The sequence below is a fragment of the Herbaspirillum sp. genome (genome assembly GCF_017744395.1).
GTDB lineage: Bacteria > Pseudomonadota > Gammaproteobacteria > Burkholderiales > Burkholderiaceae_D > Herbaspirillum.
Genome location: NZ_JAGIBI010000006.1, coordinates 232644 through 257494 on the forward strand (window position 1 = coordinate 232644; position 24851 = coordinate 257494).

Sequence of the window (24851 nt, forward strand, 5' to 3'; positions counted from 1 at the left end):
TTCGAAAGCGTCAGGCGTTTTTCTTGGCGGAGAGAGATTTGTCAGACCGCCATCGGGGCGGTCAACGGCGCGTGGTGCTGGTAGTTTTCCAGGCTGAAGTCGCCCGGCTCCACCAGCTCCAGCCATTCGGGCTGGTACTTGCCGGTGACGGCAAAATCGGGGACGCGATCGGAAATTACCAGCCTGGGAGCGGGGAAGGGATCGCGCTTCAACTGCTCGGTGACCATGTCGATGTGGTTCTCGTAGATGTGGGCATCGCCGACGAAATAGGTGAACCAGCGCGGCTTGTAGCCGGTGAGGCGGCCGACCAGGTGCAGCAGGGCGGCGCCTTCGGCCAGGTTGAACGGCGTGCCCAGGCCGATGTCGTTGCTGCGCACGTACAGGCACAGGGAGATTTCCCCGGTCGCCTGGTTGGGCAGGAATTGATAAAGCAGGTGGCAGGCCGGCAGCGCGACTTCATCCAGCACCGCGCAATTCCAGCCGTGGAACAGGATGCGGCGGCTGGCCGGGTTGTTGACGATGGTGTCCAGGCATTCGCGCAACTGGTCGACGGCCTTGTACAGCAATACCTTGTCCTGGCCGTTGTCGGTCAGCGCGGAGACGATGCTGAAGCCTTTGCGCTGCGCCGCTGCGATCTGTTCGGTCTTGCCGGCGTCGATCACCTTGTAGGCCGGCCATTGGCGCCATTGCACGCCATACACCGGGCCGAGGTCGTCCGTGCCTGCGCGGAACGGGTTGGCCAGCCATTCGGCGTTCTCGTTGGCATTCTGGTCCCACACCTTGCAGCCCAGCTCGCGGAAGGTGGCGGCGCTGCGGGTGGCGCGCAAGAAGCCCACCAGTTCGCCCACCACCGACTTGAACGCCAGGCGCTTGGTGGTGACGGCCGGGAAACCCTTTTGCAGGTCGAAGCGCATCATGGCGCCCGGTACGCTCAAGGTGCGGATGCCGGTGCGGTTCTCTTGCCAGCTGCCGTTGTCGAGGACGTCTTGGATCAGGTCTTGGTATTGTTTCATCGGGATGCGGTGCAAAGGCCGGCCATTGACACAGGGCAATGACGCGGCGGGCTGAATCGGATGGGGGAGATTGTAGCTTATGCCGCCGCCGGCTTCCGGTTCGGTGGGCGGTATTGCCAGTTGATCAAGCCGCCGTTTCCGGATGCCAATGAAAAAGCCGGCGACCGTCCCCGGCCGCCGGCTTGTTTTACCGATGATGCCGGTCAGAACGCCACGTTGTTGCCGCCCTTGAGCTTGAGCATCTCGCGTGCGTCGTCCGGCGTGGCCACTTCCAGCGACAGCGCTTCGATCACGGTGCGAATGCGCTTGACCTGGTCGGCGTTGCTCCTGGCCAGTTGGCCGGGGCCGTCCCACAGCGAATCTTCCAGGCCGACGCGGGTGTGCCCGCCCATGGCCGCCGACATGGTGGCGATCGGGATCTGGCCGCGGCCGGCGCCCAGCACCGACCAGAAATAGTCGTCGCCGAACAGGCGGTCTGCGGTGCGCTTCATGTGCATCACGTCTTCCACGTCGTTGCCGATGCCGCCGCGCAGGCCGAATACCGACTGGATCAGGAACGGCGGCTTGATCAGGCCGCGGTCGATGAAGTGGGCGGCGGTGTAGAGGTGGCCGATGTCGTAGCACTCGATTTCGAAGCGGGTCTGGTTGGCGCTGCAGGATTCGAGGATGTAGGCGATGTCCTTGAAGGTGTTGCGGAAGATGCGGTCGTCGGATTCGGCCAGGTAGGGCTTTTCCCAGTCGTATTTGAAGTCCTTGAAGCGGTTCAGCATTTCGTACAGGCCGAAGTTCATCGATCCCATGTTCAGGGAGGCGACTTCCGGTTTCAGTTGCAGCGCCGGTTGCAGGCGTTCCTGTACGCCCATTGTCGGCGCGCCGCCGGTGGTCAGGTTGATGACGACGTTGGATTTGGCCTTGATGGCGGGGAGGAATTTGCGGAATTCGTCGGGATCCTGGGTGGGTTTGCCGTTTTGCGGGTCGCGTGCGTGCAGGTGGACGATGGCGGCACCTGCTTCGGCTGCGCCCAGGGCGGCGTCGCGGATTTCGTCGGGGGTTACCGGGAGGTACGGCGACATCGAGGGGGTGTGGATCGCGCCTGTGACGGCGCAGGTGATGATGACTTTGCGGGATTTGGCCATGGTGGTGTGCTCCTGTTGAATGTTTGTTGTGTTGCTGATTTTGGCTTCTTGCTTGGTAGTCTGGTCTTGCTGCGTTCTGATGTACTGGCTCTATGCTTATCTTTCTCCGGTCGGAGCGGAGCGCCGGGGGCGGCCCGGCAGCCGCTCACTTTCTTTGCTTCGCCAAAGAAAGTAAGCAAAGAAAGGCGACCGCTACTGCCCAGCCCCTTCGGGGTTCCCGCTGGAATGAGGAGAAAAATGGGAAAGGCCGCAAGTCGCTGCGCTCCGGCGTCCTTTCTGATCCATTTTTCACCTCATTCCAGCGGCTGGTCAGAAGCGGACTTCGTGTCCGGCTCGCCTTCGGCATTGCGGTACTTGCTGCTCGCCTGCGGCTTCGGTGCTTTTGGCCGCTATCATTTCTACGCGTCGTCCCGGCGCAGGCCGGGACCCAGTGGCGTTCGTCGTTCATCAAAGGTCGTTGAACGACGCTGGGGCCTGACTTTCGTCAGGACGACGATTCATCTCTTCATTCATCCCGGCTGTTTGCGTTTGTGCGCCACCAATCCCATCAGCCGGTTGTCGCGCCAGCGCGCACGTTCGCCGAGTTTCTCTGCGGGCAGCGCCGTGCGCCTTTCCTTTTCGATGGCAGCCAGCGTATCTGCTCGCCATTCATTGGGCGGCTGCGTCTTGGCAACGTCGCGGTAGGTATGACCGTAGCGCTTCGCATAGTCCAGCACGCCTTCCGGCGCGTTGAGGTCGATGGTTTCGAACGGCCCCATGAAGGACCAGCGCAGGCCGAGTCCGTCTTTCAGCACCTTGTCCAGGTCTTCGGAGGAAGCATAGCCGTTTTCGTACAGGTTCAGCGCTTCGTTCAGTACCGCGCCCTGGATGCGGTTGAGCAGGAAGCCGGTGATTTCCTTTTTCAGCAGCACCGGCGACTGGCCGGCGCGGAGGTAGATGTCGCGTGCGCGTTCCACCGTTGCCGGCGAGGTCCATGGCGCCGGGGCCAGTTCCACCAGCGGCACCAGGTAGGGCGGGTTGACCGGGTGCGCTACCAGCATGCGCGCGCGGCCGGGGAGGTGTTCCGAGAATTCGGAGGTCGTGATCCATGAGGTGGAGCTGGTGAGGATGGTGTCGGGGCCGGCCAGGCGGTCCATTTCGGCGAAGATCTCGCGCTTGACCTCGACCGTTTCCTTCACGTTTTCCTGCACCAGCGCCGCGCCTTGCAGGGCATCGGCCAGGTTGCCGGCGGGCCGGATGCGCGCCAGCACCACGTCGACGCTTTCGTCGATCAGGCCGTGGCTGGCCAGGTCGCCGATGTTCTCGCGCAGCAGTTGCTGGCAGGCTTGCAGCGCCTGCGGTACGGCGTCCCAGATGGCGACCTCGAAACCGGCGCGCGCGAAGACGATGGCCCAGGCGCGGCCGATCAGGCCGGCGCCGACGACTGCGATTTTTTCGCTCATGGATATCCCTTTCAGCCGAGGGTTTCGACGTTGCCGCATACCGACAGGCTGCGTCCGCTGATGGAGGCGCCGGCCGGCGAGCAGATGAAGATGATCTGGTTGGCGATGTCTTCGGCCGTGACCATCTTGCGCATCGAAACCTTGGACAGCGCGCGCTCGCGCATCTCTTCGTGGCTAATGCCGAATGCGGCGGCCTTGGCGGCGATCACGCGTTCCTGGCGCGCGCCCGCCACCACGCCAGGCAGCACCGCGTTGACGCGGATGTTGGACGGGCCCAGTTCGATCGCCCAGCTTTCGGTCAGGCCGATCACGCCGTACTTGGAGGCGGAGTAGGGCGTGCGCAACGCGAAGCCCAGGCGGCCGGCGACGGAGGAGATGTTGACGATCGAGCCGCCGCGGTTCTTCTTGAGCATCGGCACCGCGCGGCGCGCGCACAGGAAGGGGCCGGTGAGGTTGACGGCGATGGTCTGGTCCCAGGCCGGCAGGTCGACTTCTTCCACCGGCAGCGTCGGGCCGGCGATGCCGGCGTTGTTGACCAGCACGTCGAGCTGGCCGTTCCACTTCTTGGAGAGTTCGGCGAACATGGCGTCGACCTGCTTTTCGTCGGTGACGTCGGTGCGGCTGTAGCTGACCGGCGCGCTGGCGAATTGCTTGCGCGCGCCGTCGAGGAAGTCGTCGCTGACGTCGCAGATGTGCACCTGTGCGCCGGCTTCCACGAAGGCCGCGGTGATGGCCAGGCCGATACCTTGCGCGCCGGCGGTGACGATGACTTTCTTGTCCTTGAGATTCAGATCCATGATGCTTGAGTCCTTGTACGGTAAGGGAAATTACAGCCAGAGAATTTTCTTGCGGTAGGCCAGATCGGTCAGCAGCGGTTCTGCCGGGCCGGTGTGGAACACCGCGCCGCGTTCCAGCGCGAACACGCGGTCGGCCAGCGCCAGCACCAGGTCGAGGTTGTGCTCGACGATGACGATGGAAACCTCGCTGCGCAACTGGTCGAACACCGTGAACAGTTCCTGCACCACGGCCGGGGCCAGGCCTTCGAACGGCTCGTCCAGGAGCAGCAGCTTGACGTTGCCCGACAGCGCGCGCGCCACCGCCACCATCTGCTGCTCGCCGCCGGAGAGGAAGTCGGCGTGGCTGTGCAGGCGTTCCTTCAGGCGCGGGAAATAGTGGAAGATCTTTTCCTCGCTCCAGGCCACGCCGTCGGAGCCGTCGGTCTTGCGCGCCAGCCGGCCCAGCGCCAGGTTCTCGGCCACCGTCATGCCGGCGAACAGGCCGCGGCCTTGCGGCACGTAGCCGATGCCCAGGCGCGCGATGTCGGGCGCGCTCATGCCGGCGATGTCGCGGCCGTTGTAGCGGATCGAGCCGGAGGCGGGCTTGAGCAAGCCGGTCAGGGCTTTGAGCAGGGTCGACTTGCCGGCGCCGTTGCGTCCCAAGAGCGCCACGATCTCGCCTTGCCGCACTTCCAGCGTGGCGTCGTTGAGGATATGGCTCTTGCCGTAGAAGGCGTTGACCTGTTCGAAGGCCAGCAGTTGCGGGCGTTCCTGTGCATCGCCGGCGACCCGGCCGGTGACCGGTGGCGTGCCGTGGCCGGTGTAGATTTCCTGCACGCGGGTGTCGGCGCGCGCCTCGTCGGGCGTGCCGGCCATCAGCACGCTGCCCTGGTTCATCACCGTCACCTTGTGCGAAAAGCCCAGCACGCGGTCGATGTCGTGCTCGACGATCAGCACCGGGATGTTGGACGCGATGGTCTTCACCAGCCGCGACACGCGCTCGCGCTCGGCCGCGGCGAGACCTGCCAGCGGTTCGTCCATCAGCAGCACGTGCGGCTTGGAGCCCAGCGCGATGCCCAGGTCGACCAGGCGCTGGCCGCCGTAGGAGAGGGCGCCGCCTTCGATCTCGTCGATGCCTTTCAGGCCGAGGAAGCGCATCAGTTCCTCGGTCTCGGCGTGGATTTCAGGATAACTGTCGACGTCCTTCCACATGTTGTAGCGCGAGGCGTGGCGCGCCTGCAGCGACAGCCGCAGGTTTTCGTAGATCGACAGGCCCTTGAACAGGTTGGTGATCTGGAACGAGCGCGCCAGGCCGCGTTGGCAGATCAGGCTGGGCGGCAGGCCCTGGATCTCTTCGCCGTTGAGCTTCACGGTGCCGCCGTTGGGTTTGAACATGCCGGAGATCAGGTTGAAGGTGGTGGTCTTGCCGGCGCCGTTGGGGCCGATCAGCGCGTGGATCTCGCCCGCATGCAATGCGATCTGCGCATTCTTTACCGCCTGGATGCCGCCGAAGCGGATCTCAATGTCTTTCGCTTCCAGCACCAGTCCTTGCTGTGCCGGCGGCTGCAGGAAGGCCGGCAGCGGCAGGCCGTCGACGATCTGCCGCGCGCTCATGGCGGCGCCCACTTCCGGCGGTGGATTGAAGCGGCGGCGCAGCTGCTGCCAGATGCCGACCAGGCCGGTGGGCGAGAACAGGATGAAGGCGACGAAGGCCAGGCCGAACCACAGCAGCCAGTTCTCGGTCCAGATCGACAGGCATTCGCGGAACAGGATGTAGAACAGCGCGCCCAGGGCCGGGCCCAGGAAGCTGCGCATGCCGCCGATCACCACCATCGCCAGCAGCTCGCCGGAGAAAGCCACCGAAGTCGGTTCGGCCGAGGCGAAGCGGTGGTGGAAGGCCAGCAGGGCGCCGGCCAGGCCGGTGACGCTGGCCGAGATGATGAACATCTGCAGCTTGTAGACTATCGTGGCGTAGCCTTGGAAACGGGCGCGCTGCTCGTTCTCGCGGATGGCCACGATGGTGTGGCCGAAGGGCGAGCGGATCAGCCGGTGCAGGCAGTACAGCACCAGCCAGGCGATCACGCTGACGAAGACCAGATAAGGCACCGACTGGTCGAGATCGATGCCGGCGATGATTGGGCGCATCACGCCGCCCAGGCCCGATTCGCCGCCGGTGAACTCGGTCCAGCGGAAGGCGATGGCGAAGGTCAGGGCCGACAGCGCCAGCGTCAGCAGCGAGAAGTAGACGCCGCGCCGGCGCAGGATCAGGAAGCCGATCACTGCCGCGCAGACGGCAATGAAGGCGATCGTGAACAGCAGCGGCAGCACGATCTGGCCGGGGAACCAGTATTTCTGCGACAGCGCCGCCGCGTAGGCGCCCACGCCGAACCAGGCGCCGTGGCCGAACGAGGTCAGGCCGGTGTAGCCCACCAGCAGGTTCAGGCCCATGGCGGCGATCGCGTAGATCACCACGTCGGTGGCCGAGGTAGTGGTCAGGCCCAGCAGTTGCAGCACGAAGGGAGTGACGATGAGCGCGGCCGCCGCGACAGCCAAGGGTTGATATTTTTTGTTCATGATCCGCCTGTCATTCAAAACGTTCGATGCGCTCGCCCAACAGGCCGCGCGGACGGAAGATCAGCACCAGCAGCATCAGCAGGTACATCGAGGCTTCGCCGGCCGGCGCGTAGAACTGGATGGTGATGCCGCGCACCACGCCCACCAGCACCGCGGCCAGCACCACGCCCCAGAAACTGCCCAGGCCGCCGATCACCACCACCACGAAGGCGGCGGTCATGATCTCCGCGCCCATGGCCGGATGGACGCCCGAGATCGGCGCGAACAGCACGCCGGCCAGGGCGGCCAGGCCCACGCCCAGCATCACGATGGCGGTCATGTAGGGCTGCAGCTTGATGCCCAGCACCGCCACCATGTCGGGCTTTTGCACGCCGGCGCGCACCACACGGCCGAAGGAGGTCTTGTTGAGCAGCAGCCAGATCAGCACCAGCGCCGCCAGCACCGTGGCCAGCATCAGCAGGCGGTACTTGGAGTACATGAAGTCGCCGACCATGATCTGCCCCTTGAAGGCGGACGGGATGGTGGCCGGCAGCGGCGACGCGCCCCAGACGATGCGGATCAATTGCTCGGCCACCATCGATAGGCCGAAGGTCAGCAGCAGGCCGAGGATGGGATCGGCCGAATAGAAACGGCGCAGCAGGAAGCGTTCGAACAGGATGCCCAGCAGCGCCACCAGCACCGGCGAGACCAGCAGCGCCCCGGAGAAGCCGAGGTGCTTGGTGATTTCCACGGCCAGGTAGGCGCCGATGGCGTAGAAGGCGCCGTGCGCCAGGTTGACGATGCCGCCCAGGCTGAAGATCAGCGACAGGCCCAGCGCGATCAGCAGGTAGTAGCCGCCGACCAGCAGGCCGTTGAGTATTTGTTCCAGCAGGAAAACGATTTGCATTGATGCTCCGATGAGGCGCGATTCGACTTCGTATCGGGGAAAGCGCGGCCCGCCGCTCCAGCCAAGGCCGGAACGGCGGCGTTATCGTAATGGCGGATCAGGTGAATTTGCAGGCGTTCTCTTGCATCGTCGGCGCGATCGATTCCAGCGATTCGTTCGGCCCCGGCACCGAAGGGCCGAGCTGCAGGAAGTCCCACTGGTCTTTTGCTTTGCCCTTGGGTTTAGGCGACAGCGTGTACATCTCCTGCAGCAACTGGTGGTCCCAGGCGCGGTAGGTTCCTTTGCGGGCCTTGAGCGCGTCGATCGGCGCGCCCTTCTCGAAGTACTCGATCAGCTTCATGGTGTCGAGCGACTTGGTTTCGGTGATCGCCTGCACCACCGAGCGGAAGCATACGTATTCGCCCCAGGCCTGGTTCTCGGGCGGCTTGCCGTACTTCTTGGTGAAGGCGGCGACGAAGGCCTTGGCCGACGGCGCATCGACGTCGTGGTGCCAAGTGGTGGGCCAGGTGCCGGCGAAGTTGTCGGCGCCGGCGCCCCAGGCGGCCACGGTGTCGAAGCCGAAACCGGACATCGGGAAGGGCAGGCCGAATTCGGAGTACTGCTTGATGAAGTTGGTGATCTGGTTGCCGGCCAGGTTGGAGATCACCAGGTCCGGCTTGGCTTGGCGGATCTTCAGGAGATAGGGGCTGAAGTCGGTGGCGTCGGTGGGCACCAGCTCATCGTTGGCGATGGTGCCGCCATTGGCGGAGACGAAAATCTTGGCGGTGCGCAACAGGTCGTGGCCGAATGCGTAGTCGGCGGTCAGCGCGTACAGCTTCTTGCCCTTGATCAGGCCGTTTTGCAGCAGCGTGCGGCCGCAGGCCTTGACATATGTGGAGTTGGCCGCCTCGACGTGGAACATGAACTTGTTACAGCTCTTGCCGCGCAGCTCATCCGAGTTACAGCCGCTGTTCATGAACAGTTTGCGATTGCGCTGGGCGACCTGGGCGATGCCCAGCGCCGAGGCCGAGGAAATCTCGCCGATCAGCAGCGCGGCGCCGTCGCGCTCCAGCAGGCGCTGCGCCTTGCTGGATGCGGTCGGCGGGTTGACCGAGTCTTCCGAGACCAGCGTGACTTGCCGTCCCAGCAGGCCGCCGGCCTTGTTCAGCTCTTCCACCGCGAGGTTCATGCTCATCACCGCATACTCGCCCATCGGGCCGAGGAAACCGGTGCGCGGCGTCAGGTGGCCGATGATGATCTTGTCCGACTGGGCCTTCACGATCGCCGGGAAACCCAGCGCCGAAGCGCCTGCCGCGGCGGCACCGGCCTTGAGGATGGTGCGGCGGCGGGGCGAGGCGATCTCGTTGCCGTCTTTGTTCTGGTCTTGCTCCATGGTGCGATTCTCCTAAATGTCCGGCTGGCGCCGGTGTCTCGTGGGAACTGCTTTTTTTGAGCGTTGCAGCCGGACTGGCGCCGGCTTGTGTTACGGCAGAAGGGGAGAACGCGAGGCCGCGAAGTGGGCATGCGGATCTGTTTTTGTCCTGCCGATGTCATTTATTTGACATGTGATCAAATGTATTCGATAGAATCTAAGGCGTCAACCGGGAGCGTAGCCGCGTGCGTCCCGGGCGCGGCCCACTCGTGCCGGCCGGGGAGCCGCTTCCTGCCTGACGGATGGGCCGTAATGCAGGGGGGCTATATAGCCACTGTATAATCCGCGAAAATTTTTCACGTATCGTCATGGATCCGACCTTACTCGCCGACCTTTCCAATATGCGCAAGATCCAGCACGCCACGCTCTCCGAGCGGGTGTACCAGGATTTATGCGAGCTGATCCAGGCCGGCCAGGTGCGGCCGGGGCAGAAACTGACATTGAAGGGGCTGTCCGACGCCCTGGGCACCAGCCCGATGCCGGTGCGCGAGGCGGTACGCCAGCTGGCCGCCGAAGGCGCGCTGGAAATCCTGCCCAACCGCGCCATGCGGGTGCCGCTGATGACCAAGGGTAAGTTCCGCGAGCTGCTCAAGATCCGCCTGGCGCTGGAAGGCCTGGCGGTGGAGCATGCGGCCGCCAACATCAGTCCGGACGGCCTGAAGGAAGTGGCAGAACTGCACGACAGCCTGTGCGTGGAAATGCACCGCAAGAAGCCCAATGTGGACTTGCTCATCCGCCAGAACAAGGAACTGCATTTCGCTGCCTACCAGGGCTCGGGCATGCCGACGCTGGTGGCGCTGATCGAGGGTTTGTGGCTGCAGGTGGGGCCGGTGATCAACCTCGACCTGCGCGCCGGTTCGCGTCGCTTGTCGGAAGCGCCGGCCTTGTTCCACCACGGCGTATTGTTGAAGGGGCTGCAGGAAGGTTCGCCGGAGAAGGCGCGCGAGGGCCTCTCAGGCGATCTGTTGAGCGCCGCGCAAATGATCCTGGCAGGAGATGGCCTGCCTGATTGAGTATTCTCAGCGCAGGTTGTCGAGGTCGTAGGTGGCGCGCAGCATCGCTTTGCGGCGTTCCAGTTGCTGCTTGCGCTGGAGGCGTTCCTCGCGTTTGGCGGGATTGGCGCGCATGCCGTAGCCGCAGGCCAGCAGCACCACCGACAGTGGCAGCAGCGCGACGGCGCCGGCCAGCAGGTCGAGGTCGGCGCGCTGCAGGATGTCGCGCAGGGTGCCCGAGAATACGCACGCCAGCACCGTCACTCCAATCGCGGCGCCGGTCATCGGCAGGGCGTCGAGGGTCTTGTCCAGCATCGTCAGAAGTTTGCTTTTCATGATCAGCTCCAGTTGTCCGGATAGAAAAAAGGCTCGCCATCGCGGCCGCGCATTGGCAATGCCGTAGCGCCGTTGCTTGCATCAGGTATCGGAAGGCGGCCCGACAACTTGCGGGGGAAGGCCGGTAAAGAAACGTAAGATTGGGTGAGTGCGGCTTTGCAAAGCTGGAGGATGGCCGAATGCCTCGCAGCACAAGCAATGGCGGGGCGCAGGCGGGCTGTTGGTACAATGCCGTTTTCCTTTTCAGCCGGGCGTCATGGATATTCTTCTGTTTCTTGTCGACTTCATCGTTCACATCGACCGCCACCTCGCGGAGCTGGCGGCATCCTACGGCCCCTGGCTGTTCCTGATCCTGTTCCTGATCATCTTTTGCGAAACCGGCCTGGTGGTCACGCCCATCCTGCCCGGCGATTCGCTGCTGTTCGTGACCGGCGCGCTGGCCGCCACCGGCGCCTACGATATCCACCTGATGGCGCTGACCCTGATCGTGGCCGCCATCCTCGGCGACAGCACCAACTACCAGATCGGCAAGATGGTGGGGCTGAAGGTGTTCGACAACCCGAACTCGCGGATCTTCAAGAAGGAGTATCTGGACAAGACCCATGCCTTCTTCGAAAAGCACGGCGGCAAGGCCATCATCATTGCCCGCTTCGCGCCCATCGTGCGCACCTTCGCGCCCTTCGTGGCGGGCGTGGGCGCAATGACCTATCCCAGGTTCTTCATGTACAACGTGGTGGGCGGCATCGCCTGGGTGGCCAGCTTTTCGTATGCCGGCTATTTCTTCGGCAACCTGCCCATCGTCAAGCAGAACCTGAGCCTGCTGATTGTGGCGATCGTGTTCCTGTCGATCCTGCCGGGAATCATCGAGTATGTCCGGCAGCGCCGCCGCTCCTGATGAGCTGGGCTGCAAGCATAAAAAAACCACCGCGTGAAAACGGTGGTTTTTTTTCGTCCATAGCGGATCAGTCCAGTTCGGCGCCGTAATCCACATCCGGGCGCAGCGGCGTCTTGCTCGATGCCGCCCGTACGTACTGCGGCGGCCACGCCACGTTCTCGCGCAACTGGTCGGCCGCATGCAGCGGCCAGTAGGGATCGCGCAGCAGTTCGCGCGCCAGCAGCACCAGGTCGGCCTGGCCGGTGCGCAGCACGTGCTCGGCTTGCATCGCGTCGGTGATCATGCCCACGGTGCCGGTGGCGACCTTGGCTTCGGCCTTCACGCGCGCGGCGAATTCGGTCTGGTAGCCGGGGCCGACCGGGATCGCGGCGCTGGGCAGGTTGCCGCCGCTGGAGACGTCGATCAGGTCGACGCCCAGTTCGCGCAGGCGCGCCGACAGCGCCACGGTCTCGTCCGGCGTCCAGCCGCCTTCGGCCCAGTCGGTGGCCGACAGACGCATCAGCAGCGGCAGCTCGTCGGGCCATACCGCGCGTACCGCGGCGGTCACTTCCAGCAGGAAGCGGATGCGGTTCTCGAACGAGCCGCCGTATTGGTCGGTGCGCTTGTTGCTGAAGGGGGAGAGGAATTCGTGGCCCAGGTAGCCGTGCGCGCCGTGCAGTTCGATCACCTTGAAGCCCGCTTTGTGCGCGCGGATGGCGGCATCGGCGAAGGCTTGCACCAGGCCCTTGATTTCATCGATGCTCAGTGCATGCGGCTCGGTGTAGGTGGTGTCGAAGGCCAGCGCCGACGGGCCTACCGGCAGCCAGCCGCCTTCGGCCACCGACACGCTGCCGGGCGTGCCGTCCCAGGGGCGCAGTGCGCTGGCCTTGCGGCCGGCGTGCGCCAGCTGTACACCCGGCACCGAGCCCTGCTGTTCAATGAAGCGGGTGATGCGCTGCAGGGGCGAGATGTGCTCATCTTTCCAGATGCCGAGGTCGGCCGAAGTAATGCGGCCTTCCGGCACCACGGCGGTGGCCTCCATGATCACGGTGCCGGCGCCGCCGACGGCGCGGCTGCCGAGGTGGACCAGGTGCCAGTCGTTGACGAAGCCGTCTTGCGCCGAGTACTGGCACATCGGCGAGACCGCGATGCGGTTGGGCAGGGTGACGCCGCGCAAGGTCAGGGGCGAAAACAGTTTGCTGCTCATCGGAAAACTCCTGTGGTGGCTACCGTCTGGCGGTCAAGGTAAAGCGGCAGTCTATTGGATTTTTCAAGTTCGCGTCGGGAGGCTCTTTTTCTTCGATTCCGGGTATTTGCAGAATCCAGACAATTCTGTTGATCAATTAAATCATTGATTTAATTATTAAAAATATTTATCGCAATATTTATAATTGAAATGCGATTATTTATATTTACATGCGATTTTTGTTCTTCTATTCTTGCTTCCAACAATTTGCATAAAAAAAGACGCTCACAGGTACATGCATCAGGACCTTTCAGACAGGTTCTCAGGAGATGACGTATGGACGCAGGCAAGGAATTGGTCGCGTATTTGCAATCGGAATTGGGGGCCGGCGCCGTGCTGGTTTCCGAGGCCGAGACGAGCGGCTATACGGAGGATTGGCGCGCACGCTTCAAAGGCCCGGCCTTGTGCGTGGCGCTGCCGTCCACGACCGAACAGGTGGCGGCCGTGGTCAAGGCTTGCGCCGCGCGCGGCGTGGCCGTACTGCCGCAAGGCGGCAACACCAGCCTGTGCGGCGGCGCGGTGCCGCAGAAGTCGGGGCCGCCGCCGGTCATCGTCAATCTTTCCCGCATGCGCAGGCTCCGCCAGATCGATCCCGCCAACAACTCCATGGTGGTCGAGGCCGGCTGCATCCTCAAGACGGTGCAGGATGCCGCTGCCGACGCGCAGCGCCTGTATCCGGTCAGCCTGGGGGCGGAAGGCTCCTGCCAGATCGGCGGCACGCTTGCCACCAACGCCGGTGGCACCGGCGTGCTGCGCTATGGCAATACCCGCGACAACGTGCTCGGGCTGGAAGTGGTGCTGCCCGACGGCAGCATCTGGGATGGCCTGCGCGCGCTGCGCAAGGACAATACCGGCATCGACCTGAAGCACCTGTTCATCGGCGCCGAAGGCGCGCTGGGCATCATCACCGCCGCCACCCTGAAGCTGCATCCCTTGCCGACGCATCACGCGATGGCCTGGTTTGCGCCCACCGATGTTGGGGCCGCGCTGAAGGTGCTGGGCCTGTTCCAGCAGGCATGCGGCTCGCGCCTGTCAGCCTACGAAATGATGAACGACCGCCAGTTGCAACTGGTGATCAAGAACGTTCCCGACCGCCGCAACCCGCTGGCCGCCATGCATGCCTGGCATGTCCTGGTGGAGCTGGCCGACACCCAGGGCGCGGAAGAACTGGAACAGGTGCTGCAGCAAGTGCTGGAGCAGGCGATGGAAGAGGGGCTGGTGGCCGATGCCGTCATCGCCAGCAGCGATGCCCAGCGCGCCGCGCTGTGGGAAATCCGCCATAGCGTGAGCGAGGCCAACAAGAAGGAAGGCATCGGCCTGTCGACCGATTGCGCGGTGCCGGTCTCGGCAGTGCCCGCTTTCATCGAGCGCGCCACCGCTGCCGTGCATGCCGAGGCGCCCGGCCTGGACATCATCATCGTCGGCCATGTCGGCGACGGCAATATCCATTTCATTCCCATGTTCAGTTTCGACGCCTGGAAGGCGCTGCCCGATCCCGACCGGATGGGCAAGCACATGCGCCACTGCGTCAACGAACAGGCGCATGCGCTGGGCGGCACCTTCAGCGCCGAACACGGCGTGGGCCAGACCGGCTTGCCGGAGATGGCGCACTACAAGTCGCCGGTGGAGCTGGCCCTGATGAGAAGCGTCAAGCAGGCGCTGGATCCGGCCAACCTGATGAACCCGGGCCGCCTGCTGCCCTGAGCCAAGCCTTTATTCGTACCCGTAACGCAGTACCCGGCCGGCATCGCGCACCGATCCTACCGGTTCTCCCATTCCATCCTTTCCTTTATGGAGACCATGATGAAACAGAAAGAAACCGCAATCGGCGCAGTAGAAAACCCCGGCCGCCGCAATGCCATCAAGACCGCCGCCGCCGGCGCCGTGGCGGCATCGTTCCCGTTCATCTGGACGCCGTCGCGCGCCGCCACCAAGCGCATCGTCGTGCGCGATGACGGCGGCATCTACACCAAGGCCTATACCGAGGTGTTCTTCAAGCCCTTCCGCGAGAAAACCGGCATCGAAGTGGTCGGCGTACAGGCCACCGCCGAGCCGACCGCGCAGATCAAGAGCATGGTCGATGCCGGCGCCTACACCTGGGACATGGCCAAGGTCAGCCAGCCGGCCATCCTGCTGCTGACCTCGGGCGGCAAGGAATACCTGGAGCGCCACGGCCTGGAATCGGATCCGGTGATCGCCAAGATCCCGAAGCAATACATGAGTCCGTTCGGCGTCGGCCATAACGTCTACACCACGGTGCTGGCTTACCGCGCCGATGCCTTCAAGGGCAGGAAGGCGCCCAACTCGTGGGCCGACATGTGGAACGTCAAGGACTTCCCCGGCCGCCGCGCCTTGCGCAAGTACCCGTTCGACACCATCGAGGAGGCGCTGATGGCCGACGGCGTGCAGCCAGGGAAGGTCTATCCCTGCGACATCGACCGCGCCTTGAACAGCCTGGGCAAGATCGCCAAGAACGTGGACGTGTGGTGGACCACCGGCGCCCAGGTCGAGCAGATGCTGACCTCGGGCGAAGTGGACATGGTGGCGACCTGGGCCTCGCGCGCGCAATCGGCCATGGCCAACGGCGCGCCGGTCGGTATCGTCTGGAACCAGAACATCTGGGGCTGCGACAGCTGGGCGATCCTGAAAGGCACGCCCAACGCCGCCGCCTGCCGCGAATTCATCAAGTTTGCCAGCGATCCCAAACGCCAGGCCGCGCTGACCAACTTCTTCCCGGCCGGGATGACCCAGCCGGAAGGCTTCAACTACGTCAAGCCGGAGATCGCCAGGAACTCGCCGACCTTCCCGGAGAACATGAAGAGCGGCGTGCAGATCGATGCCCAGTACTGGCTGCAGAACCAGAGCGCGGCGCTGGAGCGTTTCAACCGCTGGGTCCTGGGCTGAGCCCGCGGGGCCTGGAGTCGCCGCAGCCCGGGCCCCACCGATCAATCGTCAGTACGAATCGTCAGTAAGAGCGCCACATCATGTCAGCCTCCAACCTCCGCATCTCGGGCCTGTGCAAACGCTACGGGGATTTCGTCGCGCTCGCGCCGACCGACCTCGACGTCGCCCAGGGCGAATTCCTTACCTTGCTGGGGCCGAGCGGCTCCGGCAAGACTACCTTGCTCAGCCTGATTGCCGGGCTGGCGCAGCCGGATGAGGGAAGCATCGCCATCAACGGCGCCGACGTCACCTACGGCGCGCCCTACGAGCGCGACATCGGCATGGTGTTCCAGAACTACGCGCTGTTCCCGCACATGTCGGTGGCGGAGAACATCGCCTTCCCGCTGCAGATGCGCAAGGTCGATGCGGCTAGCGCCAGCAAGAAGGTGATGGAAGCGCTGGAAATGGTGCACCTGCCGCACGTGGCGGGGCGCTATCCGCGCGAGCTGTCCGGCGGCCAGCAGCAGCGCATCGCGCTGGCGCGCTGCATGGTGTACCGGCCCTCCATCATCCTGATGGACGAACCGCTGGGCGCGCTGGACAAGAAACTGCGCGACCACATGCAACTGGAGATCAAGCGCATCCACCGCGAGCTGGGCACGACCATCGTCTACGTCACGCACGACCAGGAAGAGGCGATGACCATGTCCGACCGCATCTGCCTGATGAACGCCGGCGCCATCGCCCAACTGGGCAGCCCGGACGACCTGTACTTCCGTCCGCGCAGCGCTTTCGTGGCCGACTTCCTGGGCGAGTCGAACCTGCTGGAAGCCAAGGTCGGCGCGCGCCAGGGCGAGCGCGTGCGCATCGCCGTGCAGGGACGCGACATGGGCGAGGCGATGGCCTACGACGCCGCCATCAAGGCCGGCGACACGGTCAAGGTGATGATCCGCCCGCAGAACGTCACCGTGCACGATGCGCCGCCGGCGGACGTTGCCGGGCCGACGCTGCAAGGCAAGCTGATGGATGTGATGGTGACCGGCGGCATGACCAAGCTCTACCTGAAGGACACCGATGCCGGCGCGCCGGTGGTGGTGGCGGCTTATCCCACAAATCGCGCGGGCAACCGTCATCAGATGGGGCAGCCGATCACGCTGTCGTGGAAACCGGAAGACGCCGTCGCGATCCTGGGGTAAGCCATGAAACCATCCGTATCCCATTCCGCGCCGGTCGCCGCGCCTTCCGCACGCTGGCGCCCCTGGCTGCGCCCGGCGCTGATGTCGGCGCCGCTGCTGATCCTGCTGCTGGTGCTGCTGGCCTATCCGGTGGGGCAGCTGCTGATGCTCTCCATCAGGAACGACAGCGGTTTCACCCTCGCCGAATACCGCAAGCTGTTCGCTTCGCCGGTCTACGTCGAAGTGCTGCTGATCACGCTCAAGGTGTCGCTGCTGACGACGCTGTTCTCGGTCTTGTTCGGTTACCCAGTCGCCTTCCTGATCTCCACCGTCGTTGGCAAGCGCAAGAACCGCCTGCTGTACTGGGTGCTGCTGTCGTTCTGGACCAGTTTCCTGGTGCGCACCTTCGGCTGGGTGGTGCTGCTGGGACGCAACGGCGTCATCAACTGGTGCCTCAAGACGCTGGGCATCATCGATACGCCGATCAACCTGCTCTACAACCTGCCGGCGGTGGTGGTCGGCATGGTGCATGCGCTGATGCCGCTGGCGGCGCTGACCATGCTGTCGGTGATGGAGAATATCGACCGCCGCCTGCCGAGCGCGGCATCGACGCTGGGCGCGCGTCCCGGCACCGCGTTCTGGCGCGTGTACTTTCCCTTGTCGCTGCCGGGCGTGGCGTCCGGCGCGCTGATGGTGTTCGTCACGGCGATCGGCTTCTTCATCACCCCGGCCCTGTTGGGCGGGCGGCATGAAACCATGATCACGCAGCTCATCATCGACCAGGTGATGCAGGCGCTGAACTGGGGTTTCGCCGGCGCCATCTCGGTGCTGCTGCTGGTAGTGGTGCTGGCGGTGTTCGCCGTGTACGACCGCATGGTCGGCCTGTCGACCATGGCCGGCGGCGGCGCGGCAGCCAAGCCTTCCGGCGGCAACGCGCTGATGCGCCGCGCCGGCAATGCCATCCTCGCCACGCTGGGAAACGCCACCGATGCGCTGCTGTCGCCGTTCGCGCGCCGCCGCGGCGCGGTTGCCGGCCAATCCGGCGGCGCCGTGCTGCGCTATGCGGTGATCCTGCTGCTGGTGTTTTTGAGCGCGCCGGCCTTCATGATGATCCCGCTGTCGTTCGATTCGGCTTCCGGGCTGGCTTGGCCGCCGCGCGGCTTTTCGCTGCAGTGGTACTACCAGGTATTCGAGTCGCCGCTGTGGATGGATGCGATCGCCCGTTCCATGCTGGTGGGCCTGGGCACCGGCGTGCTGTCGATGCTGATCGGCACGCCGATGGCCTTCCTGCTGGTGCGCGGCAGCGGCCGCGGCAAGGCCGGGATGCTGGCGCTGGTGCTGGCGCCGATGATCGTGCCGCGCATGATCCTGGCGGTCGGCGTGTTCTATTTCTTCGCCCGCATCGGGCTGGTGGGGTCGTCGTTCGGCCTGATGCTGGCGCATACGGTGGTGGCGGTGCCCTACGTGGTGATCACCATGATGGCGGTGCTGCGCAACTACGACACGCGCCTGGACCAGGCCGCCTACAGCATGGGCGCGAGCCCGCTGGCGACGCTGCGCCGCGTGACCTTGCCGATCCTGAGCGCGGGCATGCTGTCGTCGTTCCTGTTCGCCTTCGCGACTTCCTTCGACGAGCTGACGATCGCGTTGTTTACCACCGGCGGCCTCTCCACCACGCTGCCCAAGCAATTCTGGGATGAAACCACGATGCAGATCTCGCCGGTGATCGCCGCCGTGTCGACCTGCCTGTTCGCCTTCATCACGCTCCTCATCTCCGCCGCTGACCGGCTGCGCCGCCGCGGCCTGGCATCCTGAATTTATTGGAATATCAGAAAGGACAAGACATGATTTCCGCTTCCAACCTCAAGGGCGTCATGCCCGCGATCCCGACGCCGGTCAATGCCGACGACACCGTCAATGTCGATGCCGCGCGCGCCTTGCTGCGTTTCCTGTTGAAGCAAGGCATCAACGGCATCCTGCCGCTGGGCGGCACCGGCGAATACGGCGCGCTGTCGCGCGCCCAGCGCGTGCGCATGGTGGAGGCCACCGCGGGGGAGACCAATGGTAGCGTGCCGGTGATCGCCGGCGTGCTCGATCCGGGCTATCACGATGCCATCGGTTCCGGCCGCGAACTGGCTGCGGCCGGCGCCGATGCCTTGCTGGTGCTGACGCCGTATTACACCAATCCGACCCAGATCGGCATCCGCGACTATTTCCTGCGCTATGCCGACGAGTCGCCGGTGCCGATCCTGATCTATGAGATTCCTTATCGCACCCGCATCGCCATCGCGCCGGAAGTGCTGCACGAACTGTCGCGCCATGAGCGCATCATCGGCATGAAGGCTTGCAACACCGACATGTGGCATTTCCTGCGCACAGTGGCCGGCGTGGACGATTCCTTCGCCGTGCTCAGCGGCGAAGATACGCTGTTCCCGCTGCACATGGCCGCCGGCGCGCGCGGCGGCATCATCGTCACGGCCTCGCTGCTGCCCAGCGCCTGGCAGCGCATCTACCGGCTGGCGGCCGAGGGCAAGACGGCGGAGGCGATTGCCGTACACCGCTCGCTGATCCCGCTGATGAACATGGCCTTCGCCGAAACCAATCCGGGGCCGATGAAAGCGGTAATGGACCTGATCGGCGTGAATGCGCCGGAATTGCTGGCGCCGCTGGTGCAGCCCGATGCCGGGCTGGCTGCGCGCATGCGCGAGGAGTTGCAGAAGCAGTTGGGCATCTTCGAGTTTCCGAAGAGTGCCTGAGGCGGTTTGCGATAGCAGGAAGACAGGCAGGCGGCGCCTGCCTGTTTTTTTCAGCGCTGGAAGCTTTGCAGGCGGGATTTGGAAATCGACGTGGCGGCAACCTGGACATGCTGCGCCAGTTCGTTCTCGACGCGCTCCAATGTCCAGCGCGTGGTCGGCACCGAGATATTGATCGCGCCCACCGGCGTACCGCCGTGGTCGGTAATGGGGGCGGCCACCGAAATATCGCCCAGCACGGTCTCGTTCTCGATGACCGCGTAGCCGCGGCGGGCCGCCTGGCGGATGCGTTCCAGCAGCTTGTTGGGATCGGTCTGGGTGAAAGGCGTCATCGGTTCCAGCCTGGTGCGCGAGAGGATGTCCTTGACGCGGGCTTCCGGCAGGCGCGACAGGATGGCGTTGCCGGAGGCCGTGAACATGGCCGGCAGGCGTGCGCCGACCACGATGTCGATATTGACCAGGTGCTTGCCGGGGAAGCGCGCCACGAACACGATTTCATGGTCGTCCAGCTCCAGCAGGTTGGTGGTCTCGCCGATGTGGCGGCTGATGTCGAGCAGGTAGGGCGAGGCCTTGTCGACCAGCTCGTTGGCGCGGATGTAGTTGTAGGAAAACTGCAGCACCTTGCTGGTCAGGCCGTAGTTGCGGGTGTCCGGCACGCGGCACAGGTAGCCCAGTTCTTCCAGCGTATGCACCACGCGTTGCGTGGCGCTGCGGTCCAGGCCCGAGGCGCGGGCGATGTCGCCCAGGCTCATGTGGCGGTTGGGACCGTCGAAAGTGTGGAGCACCTGGAACGTCTTTTCCGTCGAACCGATGAACAGCGTGGAACGGCCGGCTCTGCGGTCGCGTTCGGGTTTGGCTGGCGCCGGTTCTGAGGGGCGTTTGGGCATGGGCTTGCTGAAGTCTATTGTCATACGATGATCATGATCGTACTTCAATTATAGCTTCTCCGTTGACGATTAGTGTCTTGGACGGCGATGTGAAAATCCCTGGAAAAGCGGTGAACCACTGTGGTGCGCCCAAGTCGATAGCTTCATGCGTCTGTCAAACCGCTTCATCGACGGTCCCGCCAGGCATCACGGATGCGCAGCGCGGGGTGTCCCGTGAGGTTTCCCGTTGTATATTGCTTCGGTAGAAAGCCCTGCTACAGTACTTCCACAGCCCCGGATCCGGATCGTCCCAGCGTGCCCATCGTGTTATCCACCGCAGCATCTACGGCAAGGAGACCAGCTTGTCCCAACTCGCCCGATTGATCCAACGGCCCTGGCAGCGGTCGCCCGAAGACCGGGATATCCGCGCGGAACTCGAGGCCGGCCTGATGGCGGAGCATGCCGCCATTTCCCCGAAGTATCTTTACGACCCGTTGGGCAGCAAGCTGTTCGAAGCCATCTGCCTGTTGCCGGAATACTATCCGACCCGTACCGAGGCGGCCATCTTCGCGCAGCACGCGGACGACATCGCCGCCGTCGTCGGCACGGGCGTCACGCTGATCGACCTGGGGGCGGGCAACTGCGCCAAGGCGGCGCGCCTGTTTCCGATCCTGAAGCCGCGCCAGTATGTGCCGATCGACATTTCCGCCGATTTCCTGCGCGAAGCGGTGGCGGGGCTGCGGCAGGCATTCCCCGGTATTCCCATGCATGAGGTGGCGATGGATTTTTCCGCCGCCCTCGACTTGCCGGCGACCGTGCAGCGCGACCGCCGGCTGTTCTTTTATCCGGGCTCGTCGCTGGGCAACTTCGATGCGCAGCAAGCGCTGGCCTTCCTGCGCCGCATGCGCCATGCGCTGCAGATCGGCGAGGCCGGCGGGATACTGCTGGGGCTGGATCTGGTCAAGGATGCGGATGTGCTCGATGCCGCCTACGACGATGAGCTGGGAGTGACGGCCGCTTTCAACCTGAATTTGCTCAACCACGTGAACCGGCTGCTGGGCACCGATTTCAACACGCGCGACTGGCGGCACGCAGGCTTCTACAATGCCGCGCGGCAACGGGTGGAAATGCATCTTGAAGCGCGCCGCGACCTGGTGGTGCATTGGGATGACGGATGCCGCGCTTTCTCCCGGGGCGAACGCATCCATACCGAGAACAGCTACAAGTTCCGGCAACAGGACATCCTCGACCTGCTGGAACAGGCCGGCTTCGGCGAAGTGCGGATGTGGTGCGATGCGCAGCGCTGGTTCGCGGTATGCCATGCGCGGGTACGCGCAAACGTTTGAAGGGAATCATCATGCGCCATGAAACCGGAGCCGCCGATGAGCGCACGGATGCCGCCATCGATGCGGTGATCGAAGCCGCCATCCAGGAGGTGAACCATCGCGCGCGCGCACGCATGGGCGACCGCTTCCGCCACGTGCGCCAGCAATCGCAGGCGATCGCCGGGCCGTTGTCGGCCGAGGACTGCTGTGCGCAGTCGATGCCGGATGCCAGCCCCATCAAGTGGCATCTGGCGCATACCACCTGGTTTTTCGAAACCTTCATCCTGGAACGTTTCGAGGACGGCTTTCGCGCTTTCCACCCGCAGTTCCGCGTGCTGTACAACTCCTATTACGATGGTGTCGGCGACAAATTCCCGCGTCCGCAGCGCGGCCTGTTGACGCGGCCCACGCTGGAGGAGGTGCAGGCGTATCGCGCCGATGTCGACCGCCGCATGCTGCGCTTGATCGATGCGCTGGAAGCCGGCGAGCGGGATGCCGGCGCCGGGCATGCCGATTGGCAGGCGCAGCTGGCCGGATTCATGGCATTGCTGGAGCTGGGCTTGCAGCATGAGCAGCAGCACCAGGAACTGATGCTCAGCGATATCAAGCATCTGTTCTCGATCAACCCCCTGCAGCCGGCCTACCAGGAAATGCCGGAGGCCTTGCGCAGCGCCGGGCCGGTGCAACTGCCGCTGGAGTGGCACCGTATCGAGGCGGGAGTGGCCGAGATCGGCTACGCGGGGGAGGGCTTCTGCTTCGACAATGAAACGCCGCGCCACCGGCAATTCATCGAAGCCTACCATTGCGCATCGCGGCTGGTGAACAATGACGAATACCGCGCCTTCGTCGAGGCGGGCGGTTACCGGGATGCTTCGTTGTGGCTGTCCGAAGGCTGGGAATGGCGCAAGCAGCTCGGGCTGGAATGCCCGGTCTATTGGCGGCGCGGTCCGGACGGCTGGAGCGAATTCACCGAATACGGTCCGCTGCCGCTGGAGCCGCACCTGGCCGCCGTCCACCTGTCCTACTACGAAGCCGATGCCTACGCGCGCTGGGCCGGCGCCCGGCTGTTGACGGAGGCCGAATGGGAGCACGCCGCCGGCCGCCTGCAGGGGCGCGGCCGCGAATTCTTCGGGGTGGCCTGGCAATGGACCAGCAGCAGCTACGGGCCGTATCCGGGTTACGCGGCGCCTGCGGGCGCGGTGGGGGAGTACAACGGCAAGTTCATGGTGAACCAGTATGTCCTGCGCGGTTCTTCCAGCGCCACGCCGCTGAACCATGCGCGCCTGACCTACCGCAACTTCTTTCCGGCGCATGCGCGCTGGCAGGCGACCGGCATCCGGCTGGCGCGTTCCGCTTGACCTGAAACCGCAGCCGGATGGCGCAAAGAAAAACGCCGACCTGTAGGTCGGCGTTTTTTTGCGGAACAGTCGCCGGGATCGCCGGCGGTTATCCTTGATCAGGCTGCCTTGGCTTGCGAGGAGGCGCCCTGGTTGGCGCTTTCGCTGATGGCGATCTGGCGGTTGATGGCGCTGATCACCGCCTTGAAGGAAGCGGTCACGATGTTGGCATCGATGCCGACGCCGAAGCCGGTCGGCGCTTCGTTCAGGCGCAGTTCGATGTAGCTGGCCGCCTTCGCGTCGGCGCCGGCGCCGATGGCGTGCTCATGGAAGTCCATCAGCTTGATGTCCAGGCCCAGCGCATGCACGAAGGCGTCGATCGGGCCGTTGCCGCTGCCGCGCACGGTGACGTTCTGGCCGTTGCGCACGATGTCGACTTCGATGTTGATCGATTCCGCCTTGGACGAGTCTTCGGTCATGCGGTGCGCGCGGTAGACGTAGGGCTCGTTGCGGTCCAGGTATTCGCGGTTGAAGATGTTGTAGATGTCGGCGGCGTTGATTTCCTTGCCGGTGGCATCGGCCTCGCGCTGGATCGCGCGCGAGAATTCGATCTGGAGGCGGCGCGGCAGGGACAGGCCGTATTCCTGCTCCAGCAGGTAGGCCATGCCGCCCTTGCCGGACTGGCTGTTGACGCGGATCACGGCATCGTAGCTGCGGCCCAGGTCGGCCGGGTCGATCGGCAGGTAGGGCACTTCCCAGATGGCGTCGGGCTGCTGCTTGGCGAAGCCCTTCTTGATCGCGTCCTGGTGCGAGCCGGAGAAGGCGGTGAAGACCAGGTCGCCCACGTACGGATGGCGCGGATGCACCGGGATCTGGTTGCATTCCTCGACCACTTGGCGCACCACGTCGATGTCGGAGAAGTCCAGGCCCGGGTGCACGCCCTGGGTGTACAGGTTCAGCGCCAGCGTGACCAGGTCGACGTTGCCGGTGCGCTCGCCGTTGCCGAACAGGCATCCTTCGACGCGGTCGGCGCCGGCCATCACGGCCAGCTCGGCCGAGGCGATCGCGGTGCCGCGGTCATTGTGCGGGTGTACCGAGATGATGGCGGAGTCGCGGTACTTGATATTGCGGCACATCCATTCGATCTGGTCGGCGTAGACGTTGGGGGTGCTGCACTCGACGGTGGAGGGCAGGTTCAGGATCACCTTGCGCTGCGGCGTGGCGCCCCAGGTCTCGCAGACGGCATCGCAGATTTCCTTGGAGAAGTCCAGTTCGGTGGTGCTGAAGGATTCCGGCGAATACTCCAGGCGCCATTCGGTGCCCGGGCGGGCATCGGTCAGTTCCTTGACCAGCTTGACGCCGGTGACGGCGATGTTCTTGATCTCGTCGCGCGACATGTTGAAGACGATCTTGCGGAACGCCGGGGCCACCGAGTTGTATACGTGGACGATGGCCTTCTTGGCGCCTTCCAGCGATTCGACGGTGCGGCGGATCAGCTCTTCGCGCGACTGGGTCAGCACGATGATGGTGACGTCGTCGGGGATGCGGTTCTCGGTGATCAGCTTGCGCACGAAGTCGAAATCGGTCTGCGAGGCCGAGGGGAAGCCGACTTCGATTTCCTTCAGGCCGGTCTTCAGCAGCAATTCGAAGAAGCGCAGCTTGCGCTCGGCGTTCATCGGTTCGATCAGGGCCTGGTTGCCGTCGCGCAGGTCGGTGCTCATCCAGATCGGCGGAGTGTCGATGACCTTGCTGGGCCAGGTGCGGTCGGGCAGGTCGATGGCGGGGAACGGGCGGTACTTGGCGGCTGGGTTGCTTAACATCATGAT

At 64.4% G+C, this 24851-nt stretch carries 20 protein-coding genes; 9 read left to right on the forward strand and 11 right to left on the reverse strand.

The annotated features are described in order from the left end of the window. Window positions 1-41: 41 nt before the first annotated feature. From J7548_RS15915 to J7548_RS15945, 7 genes are all read right to left on the reverse strand, one after another. Window positions 42-1013: a thymidylate synthase gene (locus tag J7548_RS15915; RefSeq protein ID WP_290976136.1), complete on the reverse strand. Its 972-nt coding sequence runs from the start codon at window positions 1011-1013 to the stop codon at window positions 42-44. A 203-nt stretch (window positions 1014-1216) separates the two neighbouring features. Then, entirely contained in the window at window positions 1217-2149 is a 933-nt protein-coding gene (locus tag J7548_RS15920) for a 3-keto-5-aminohexanoate cleavage protein (RefSeq protein ID WP_290976139.1), read from the reverse strand. 509 nt (window positions 2150-2658) lie between these two features. After that, a complete protein-coding gene (locus tag J7548_RS15925) occupies window positions 2659-3591 on the reverse strand; it encodes a 3-hydroxyacyl-CoA dehydrogenase (protein ID WP_290976142.1) in 933 nt (310 codons plus the stop codon). Between the two features lie 11 nt (window positions 3592-3602). Beyond that, window positions 3603-4388, reverse strand: coding sequence for an SDR family oxidoreductase (locus J7548_RS15930; RefSeq protein ID WP_290976144.1), 786 nt, complete (start codon window positions 4386-4388; stop codon window positions 3603-3605). Window positions 4389-4418: 30 nt separating this feature from the next. Beyond that, window positions 4419-6941, reverse strand: coding sequence for a branched-chain amino acid ABC transporter ATP-binding protein/permease (locus J7548_RS15935; protein ID WP_290976146.1), 2523 nt, complete (start codon window positions 6939-6941; stop codon window positions 4419-4421). Between the two features lie 10 nt (window positions 6942-6951). After that, window positions 6952-7827, reverse strand: a complete 876-nt coding sequence (locus J7548_RS15940) for a branched-chain amino acid ABC transporter permease (RefSeq protein ID WP_290976150.1) — start codon at window positions 7825-7827, stop codon at window positions 6952-6954. Window positions 7828-7924: 97 nt separating this feature from the next. After that, window positions 7925-9199, reverse strand: a complete 1275-nt coding sequence (locus J7548_RS15945) for an ABC transporter substrate-binding protein (protein ID WP_290976153.1) — start codon at window positions 9197-9199, stop codon at window positions 7925-7927. 347 nt (window positions 9200-9546) lie between these two features. Here J7548_RS15945 and J7548_RS15950 point away from each other — a divergent pair, with 347 nt between their 5' ends. Continuing rightward, window positions 9547-10251, forward strand: coding sequence for a GntR family transcriptional regulator (locus J7548_RS15950; protein ID WP_290976156.1), 705 nt, complete (start codon window positions 9547-9549; stop codon window positions 10249-10251). 6 nt (window positions 10252-10257) lie between these two features. Here J7548_RS15950 and J7548_RS15955 read toward each other — a convergent pair whose 3' ends face one another. Beyond that, the gene (locus J7548_RS15955; RefSeq protein ID WP_290976159.1) at window positions 10258-10566 is read right to left on the reverse strand and encodes a hypothetical protein; all 309 of its coding nucleotides are present in this window, start codon (window positions 10564-10566) and stop codon (window positions 10258-10260) included. Between the two features lie 256 nt (window positions 10567-10822). Here J7548_RS15955 and J7548_RS15960 point away from each other — a divergent pair, with 256 nt between their 5' ends. Further along, complete coding sequence (locus J7548_RS15960) at window positions 10823-11461, forward strand: DedA family protein (RefSeq protein WP_290976161.1); 639 nt, start codon at window positions 10823-10825, stop codon at window positions 11459-11461. Window positions 11462-11528: 67 nt separating this feature from the next. On the opposite strand, the gene J7548_RS15965 is transcribed toward J7548_RS15960, so the two are convergent. Beyond that, window positions 11529-12647, reverse strand: a complete 1119-nt coding sequence (locus J7548_RS15965) for an NADH:flavin oxidoreductase/NADH oxidase (protein ID WP_290976164.1) — start codon at window positions 12645-12647, stop codon at window positions 11529-11531. Between the two features lie 315 nt (window positions 12648-12962). Between J7548_RS15965 and J7548_RS15970 the strand changes: the two genes are divergently transcribed. From J7548_RS15970 to dapA, 5 genes are all read left to right on the forward strand, one after another. Further along, the gene (locus J7548_RS15970) at window positions 12963-14390 is read left to right on the forward strand and encodes an FAD-binding oxidoreductase (protein WP_290976167.1); all 1428 of its coding nucleotides are present in this window, start codon (window positions 12963-12965) and stop codon (window positions 14388-14390) included. Window positions 14391-14489: 99 nt separating this feature from the next. After that, window positions 14490-15590 carry an ABC transporter substrate-binding protein gene (locus J7548_RS15975; protein WP_290976662.1) on the forward strand — a complete coding sequence of 367 codons (1101 nt, stop codon included), beginning with the start codon at window positions 14490-14492 and terminating at the stop codon, window positions 15588-15590. A gap of 80 nt (window positions 15591-15670) precedes the next feature. After that, window positions 15671-16765, forward strand: a complete 1095-nt coding sequence (locus J7548_RS15980) for an ABC transporter ATP-binding protein (RefSeq protein WP_290976170.1) — start codon at window positions 15671-15673, stop codon at window positions 16763-16765. Between the two features lie 3 nt (window positions 16766-16768). Continuing rightward, the gene (locus J7548_RS15985; RefSeq protein WP_290976173.1) at window positions 16769-18559 is read left to right on the forward strand and encodes an ABC transporter permease subunit; all 1791 of its coding nucleotides are present in this window, start codon (window positions 16769-16771) and stop codon (window positions 18557-18559) included. Between the two features lie 29 nt (window positions 18560-18588). Then, a complete protein-coding gene (gene dapA, locus J7548_RS15990) occupies window positions 18589-19500 on the forward strand; it encodes a 4-hydroxy-tetrahydrodipicolinate synthase (RefSeq protein ID WP_290976175.1) in 912 nt (303 codons plus the stop codon). A gap of 50 nt (window positions 19501-19550) precedes the next feature. On the opposite strand, the gene J7548_RS15995 is transcribed toward dapA, so the two are convergent. Beyond that, a complete protein-coding gene (locus J7548_RS15995) occupies window positions 19551-20384 on the reverse strand; it encodes an IclR family transcriptional regulator C-terminal domain-containing protein (RefSeq protein ID WP_290976665.1) in 834 nt (277 codons plus the stop codon). 359 nt (window positions 20385-20743) lie between these two features. Between J7548_RS15995 and egtD the strand changes: the two genes are divergently transcribed. Beyond that, complete coding sequence (egtD, locus tag J7548_RS16000) at window positions 20744-21709, forward strand: L-histidine N(alpha)-methyltransferase (protein WP_290976668.1); 966 nt, start codon at window positions 20744-20746, stop codon at window positions 21707-21709. Between the two features lie 11 nt (window positions 21710-21720). Next, the gene (gene egtB / locus J7548_RS16005; protein WP_290976177.1) at window positions 21721-23046 is read left to right on the forward strand and encodes an ergothioneine biosynthesis protein EgtB; all 1326 of its coding nucleotides are present in this window, start codon (window positions 21721-21723) and stop codon (window positions 23044-23046) included. 98 nt (window positions 23047-23144) lie between these two features. Here egtB and leuA read toward each other — a convergent pair whose 3' ends face one another. After that, entirely contained in the window at window positions 23145-24848 is a 1704-nt protein-coding gene (leuA, locus tag J7548_RS16010; protein ID WP_290976179.1) for a 2-isopropylmalate synthase, read from the reverse strand. Window positions 24849-24851 lie beyond the last annotated feature (3 nt).

Coding starts and splice junctions, on each gene's coding strand:
- J7548_RS15970 (WP_290976167.1), top strand. CDS start 12,963: ATGGACGCAGGCAAGGAATTGGTCGCGTATTTGCAATCGGAATTGGGG.
- J7548_RS15955 (WP_290976159.1), bottom strand. CDS start 10,566: ATGAAAAGCAAACTTCTGACGATGCTGGACAAGACCCTCGACGCCCTG.
- J7548_RS15940 (WP_290976150.1), bottom strand. CDS start 7,827: ATGCAAATCGTTTTCCTGCTGGAACAAATACTCAACGGCCTGCTGGTC.
- J7548_RS15995 (WP_290976665.1), bottom strand. CDS start 20,384: ATGCCCAAACGCCCCTCAGAACCGGCGCCAGCCAAACCCGAACGCGAC.
- J7548_RS15975 (WP_290976662.1), top strand. CDS start 14,490: ATGAAACAGAAAGAAACCGCAATCGGCGCAGTAGAAAACCCCGGCCGC.
- J7548_RS15920 (WP_290976139.1), bottom strand. CDS start 2,149: ATGGCCAAATCCCGCAAAGTCATCATCACCTGCGCCGTCACAGGCGCG.
- J7548_RS15960 (WP_290976161.1), top strand. CDS start 10,823: ATGGATATTCTTCTGTTTCTTGTCGACTTCATCGTTCACATCGACCGC.
- J7548_RS15950 (WP_290976156.1), top strand. CDS start 9,547: ATGGATCCGACCTTACTCGCCGACCTTTCCAATATGCGCAAGATCCAG.
- J7548_RS15980 (WP_290976170.1), top strand. CDS start 15,671: ATGTCAGCCTCCAACCTCCGCATCTCGGGCCTGTGCAAACGCTACGGG.
- dapA (WP_290976175.1), top strand. CDS start 18,589: ATGATTTCCGCTTCCAACCTCAAGGGCGTCATGCCCGCGATCCCGACG.
- J7548_RS15965 (WP_290976164.1), bottom strand. CDS start 12,647: ATGAGCAGCAAACTGTTTTCGCCCCTGACCTTGCGCGGCGTCACCCTG.
- J7548_RS15930 (WP_290976144.1), bottom strand. CDS start 4,388: ATGGATCTGAATCTCAAGGACAAGAAAGTCATCGTCACCGCCGGCGCG.
- J7548_RS15935 (WP_290976146.1), bottom strand. CDS start 6,941: ATGAACAAAAAATATCAACCCTTGGCTGTCGCGGCGGCCGCGCTCATC.
- J7548_RS15915 (WP_290976136.1), bottom strand. CDS start 1,013: ATGAAACAATACCAAGACCTGATCCAAGACGTCCTCGACAACGGCAGC.
- J7548_RS15925 (WP_290976142.1), bottom strand. CDS start 3,591: ATGAGCGAAAAAATCGCAGTCGTCGGCGCCGGCCTGATCGGCCGCGCC.
- egtB (WP_290976177.1), top strand. CDS start 21,721: ATGCGCCATGAAACCGGAGCCGCCGATGAGCGCACGGATGCCGCCATC.
- J7548_RS15945 (WP_290976153.1), bottom strand. CDS start 9,199: ATGGAGCAAGACCAGAACAAAGACGGCAACGAGATCGCCTCGCCCCGC.
- J7548_RS15985 (WP_290976173.1), top strand. CDS start 16,769: ATGAAACCATCCGTATCCCATTCCGCGCCGGTCGCCGCGCCTTCCGCA.
- leuA (WP_290976179.1), bottom strand. CDS start 24,848: ATGATGTTAAGCAACCCAGCCGCCAAGTACCGCCCGTTCCCCGCCATC.